The 3,452-nt window shown below is 68.7% G+C and carries 6 protein-coding genes; all 6 read left to right on the top strand.

Annotated elements, in window-relative coordinates:
- Nucleotides 1–476 (top strand): M23 family metallopeptidase (locus VIB55_RS24350; RefSeq protein ID WP_331879285.1); only part of this gene is annotated, 476 nt, incomplete at its 5' end.
- Nucleotides 477–609: 133 nt separating this feature from the next.
- Nucleotides 610–876 carry a hypothetical protein gene (locus VIB55_RS24345; protein ID WP_331879284.1) on the top strand — a complete coding sequence of 89 codons (267 nt, stop codon included), beginning with the start codon at nt 610–612 and terminating at the stop codon, nt 874–876.
- Complete coding sequence (locus VIB55_RS24340; RefSeq protein ID WP_331879283.1) at nt 866–1,084, top strand: type II toxin-antitoxin system HicB family antitoxin; 219 nt, start codon at nt 866–868, stop codon at nt 1,082–1,084. The genes VIB55_RS24345 and VIB55_RS24340 overlap by 11 nt, the downstream gene beginning before the upstream one ends.
- Before the next feature lie 176 nt (nt 1,085–1,260).
- Entirely contained in the window at nt 1,261–2,016 is a 756-nt protein-coding gene (gene hisA, locus VIB55_RS24335) for a 1-(5-phosphoribosyl)-5-[(5-phosphoribosylamino)methylideneamino]imidazole-4-carboxamide isomerase (RefSeq protein WP_331879282.1), read from the top strand.
- Nucleotides 2,013–2,246, top strand: a complete 234-nt coding sequence (locus tag VIB55_RS24330) for a hypothetical protein (protein WP_331879281.1) — start codon at nt 2,013–2,015, stop codon at nt 2,244–2,246. Before hisA ends, VIB55_RS24330 begins: the two co-directional genes overlap by 4 nt.
- Before the next feature lie 244 nt (nt 2,247–2,490).
- On the top strand, nt 2,491–3,452 hold a 962-nt coding region (locus VIB55_RS24325; RefSeq protein ID WP_331879280.1), incomplete at its 3' end, for a helix-turn-helix domain-containing protein.

Here is a 3,452-nt window from a genome sequence, read left to right as displayed (position 1 = left end):
CGGGGCGCTTCCATCCCATCCTGCGCCGCATGCGGGCGCACCACGGCATCGACTACGCGGCTTCGATGGGCACGCCCATCCGCGCGGTGGGCGACGGCGTGGTGGGCAAGGCGGGATGGGGCGGCGGATACGGCAACGTGGTGGAAATCCGCCACTCGCGCGGGTACGGCAGCCGCTACGCGCACATGCGCCGCTTCGCCGAGGGCATCCGCCCGGGCGCGCGCGTGAAGCAGGGGCAGCTGATCGGCTACGTGGGCTCCACCGGCCTGTCGACCGGGCCGCACCTTCACTACGAGTTCCACGAGCACGGGCGGCCCATCAACCCCACCTCCATCCGCTACCTGACGGGCGACCCCGTTCCGGGCGGCGCGCGCGCCCGCTTCCGCGCCGCGCGCGACCAGCGGATCGCGCTGATGGACCGCTCCGGCCCGCTGCTGGCGGCCAACGGCGACAGCGCGCGCCTGGCCCGCCGCTGATCGCAGGCGCGGAGATCGGCCGGTCGGACAGACGGCCGGTGAACGACGAGGCGGCGATCCCCCGGGATCGCCGCTTTGTTGTTCCACACCGAACCGTGTGGCGCAGATGAGCGCTTCCCGGTAGCTTTCGCGCATGGGCAAACATGACAAGCTGCTGCTCCAGATCTTGCGCGGTGCGTCGGACGCGAATGTCCCATTCGAGGGCCTATGCGCGCTGTTGCATTGGCTCGCCTTCCACGAACGCGTCCGCGGCAGTCATCACATCTTTACTCGCGCAGGAGTGGTCGAGATCTTGAACTTGCAGCCGAAGGGCGCAAAGGCCAAAGCGTACCAGGTCAAGCAGGTCCGCGAAGTGATCCTGAAGTACAAGCTCGCAGGAGGAGGTTCGGATGACGCCTGAGTTCCGCTACGAAGTCATCATCTATTGGAGCGACGAGGATCAGGTGTATATCGCCGAAGTACCGGAACTTCCCGGTTGCGCGGCAGATGGAGCAACGTACGCGGAAGCGATTTCCAGCGTGGAGGTGGTCATCCGCGAATGGATCGAAACGGCCCACGAGCTAGGTCGCCCCGTTCCTCAGCCGAAAGGGCGGCTCCTCTACGCATGAGCCTCGCTCGCGTTCGACGCACATTTCGTCCAAGCTGGATTCCGAACGCTTCCGTGAGGTGCGCGTGGCTGGACGCCGGATGGTCGTCGGGGCTGTGTGCCCCCGGACGGCAGTGCATGTTCTCGCCCCCAAGCCGGCCGTAGTGGGCCCGCGAGTTTTTCCCCGATGAGCTATCCGTGACCGATACCACTACCCCCGAGGGATTCGCACTGTACCCGGCCATCGACCTGCGCCGCGGGCGCTGCGTCCGGCTGGAGAAGGGCAGGGCGGACCGCGAGACGGTGTACGGCGACGACCCGCTCGCCGTCGCCCGCGGCTTCGTGGACGCCGGCGCCGAGTGGATCCACGTGGTAGACCTGGACGCGGCGTTCGGCGACGGCAGCAACCGCCCGCTCATCCAGTCCGTCTCCGCCGGCGTCGGCGCCATGGTGCAGACGGGCGGTGGGCTGCGCACGGAAGCGGATTTGGCTGAGGTGCTGGACGCGGGAGTGGCGCGGGCGGTGATCGGCACCGCGGCCATCGAGAACCCGGAGCTGGTGCGGCGCGCCATCGAGCGCTGGGGCGCGGAGCGGATCGCCGTGGGGCTGGATGCGCGCGGGCGGCGGCCGGCGGCGCGCGGGTGGACCGAGGAAAGCGGCGCCGACCTTTTCGATCTGGCGCGCTCGCTCGTCGATCTCGGGGTGCGCACCATCATCCACACCGACATCGAGCGCGACGGGATGATGATGGGGCCCAACCTGGAGCTTTCCGCCGAGCTGGCGGCGCACGCGGGGGCGGAGGTGATCGTCTCCGGCGGGATGCGGGGGATGGAAGACGTGCTGGCCGTGGCCGCTGCGGCGCGCCAGGGGCGCGGGATCGCGGGAGCCATCATCGGCAAGGCCATCTACGAGGGCGCGCTGGACGTGGCGGCCGCCGTAAGGGCGGTGCGGTGATCGCGCGCGTGGTGGTCGCCGGCGCGCGCCCCAGCGTCAGCGTTCATTCCGTGATCGGCGTGCTGCAGACCTACACGGGGCTGTCGCTCCCCGATGCCCAGGCCCTCCTGGACCGAGTCCACGGCGGCGAGCGGGTGGAGCTGGAGGTGGACGACGAATACGCGGCGTACGACCTGGCATCGCTGCTGGCCGACCTGGGCGTTGTGGCCGAGGTGCCGGAAGACGGCTGACGCGCGGTATCTATGACGACGAGAGGCGCACTCCCTGAGACGGGGTGCGCCTCTCGTTTTGTGCCGCCGTGCGCACGTTTCCGGCCCAAGGTGCGACAGCCTGTCGCACCTGTGTCCCCGCCGGAGCGCACACGATCCGCCTGAGGTGCGACGGAGTTATCTCAAACAGGATCAACCCCTTGACCGCTCCGTTTTCCGTCGCAAGTATACGAAGTGAACAGCGAGTCCCCGTGCCTGTACGCCCGTGTTCCATCTCCCGGAATCCGCCGCCGAAACCAACGCATCCATCCTCCGCGAGGTGGAGCAGATCGTCGCGCGCGGCGAATCGGAGCAGGCCGAATTCAAGCGGTCCACGGGCCAGCGGACCGAGGCGGCAAGAACGGTTTGCGCACTGCTGAACGGCTCCGGCGGGTTCGTTCTCTTCGGCGTGACGGACGGCGGGGTGCTCGTGGGCCAGGACGTGTCGCCCGAAACGCTGGAAAGCATCGTTCGGGAGATACGCCGGATCGATCCCCCGGCCCTCCTGTCGCCGGAAACGGTGGACCTGCCGAATGGACGGGCGATCATCCTGATCCGCGTTCCCCGCGGCGAAGGCCCGTACATGTACGACGGACGGGCGTACGTCCGCCTGGGCCCGACCACCAGCGTGATGCCCGCCGCGCACTATCAGAAGATGCTGCTGGACCGCGTGCATTCGTCACGCCGGTGGGAGCTTACGCCCACGGAGCTGGGCATCGGCGACCTGGACCACGACGAGGTCATCCGTACGGCCGAGGAGGCCATCTGGCGGAACCGCATGGAAGACCCCGGTACGCGCCGCGTCGAGGAACTTCTCCTGGGATTCGGCGTGATGCGCGACGGAGCCCTGCTGAACGCCGCCGTGGTGCTGTTCGCGCGGCCGGGGGCGCTGGTTTCGATCTATCCCCAGTGCACGCTGCGCCTCGCGCGGTTCCGGGGCCGTGACATGTCGGAGTTCGTGGATGGACGCCAGGAGATCGGGAACGTCTTCCAGCTCTTCAATCGCGCCCAACGGTTCCTGCGAGATCATGTTCCGGTGGCGGGCCGCGTGGTGCCCGGCCTGTTCGAGCGCGTGGACGATCCCATGTACCCGCCCGTGGCTCTCCGCGAGGCGATCGCGAACGCGGTGTGCCATCGCGACTACGTGTTTCCCGGTGGCTCCGTGGGCGTGGCGATCTTCGACGACCG

The sequence above is a fragment of the Longimicrobium sp. genome (assembly GCF_036554565.1).
Taxonomy (GTDB): domain Bacteria; phylum Gemmatimonadota; class Gemmatimonadetes; order Longimicrobiales; family Longimicrobiaceae; genus Longimicrobium.
Note: the sequence above shows the minus strand (reverse complement) of the source record. Positions and strands in the feature narration are given on the sequence as shown.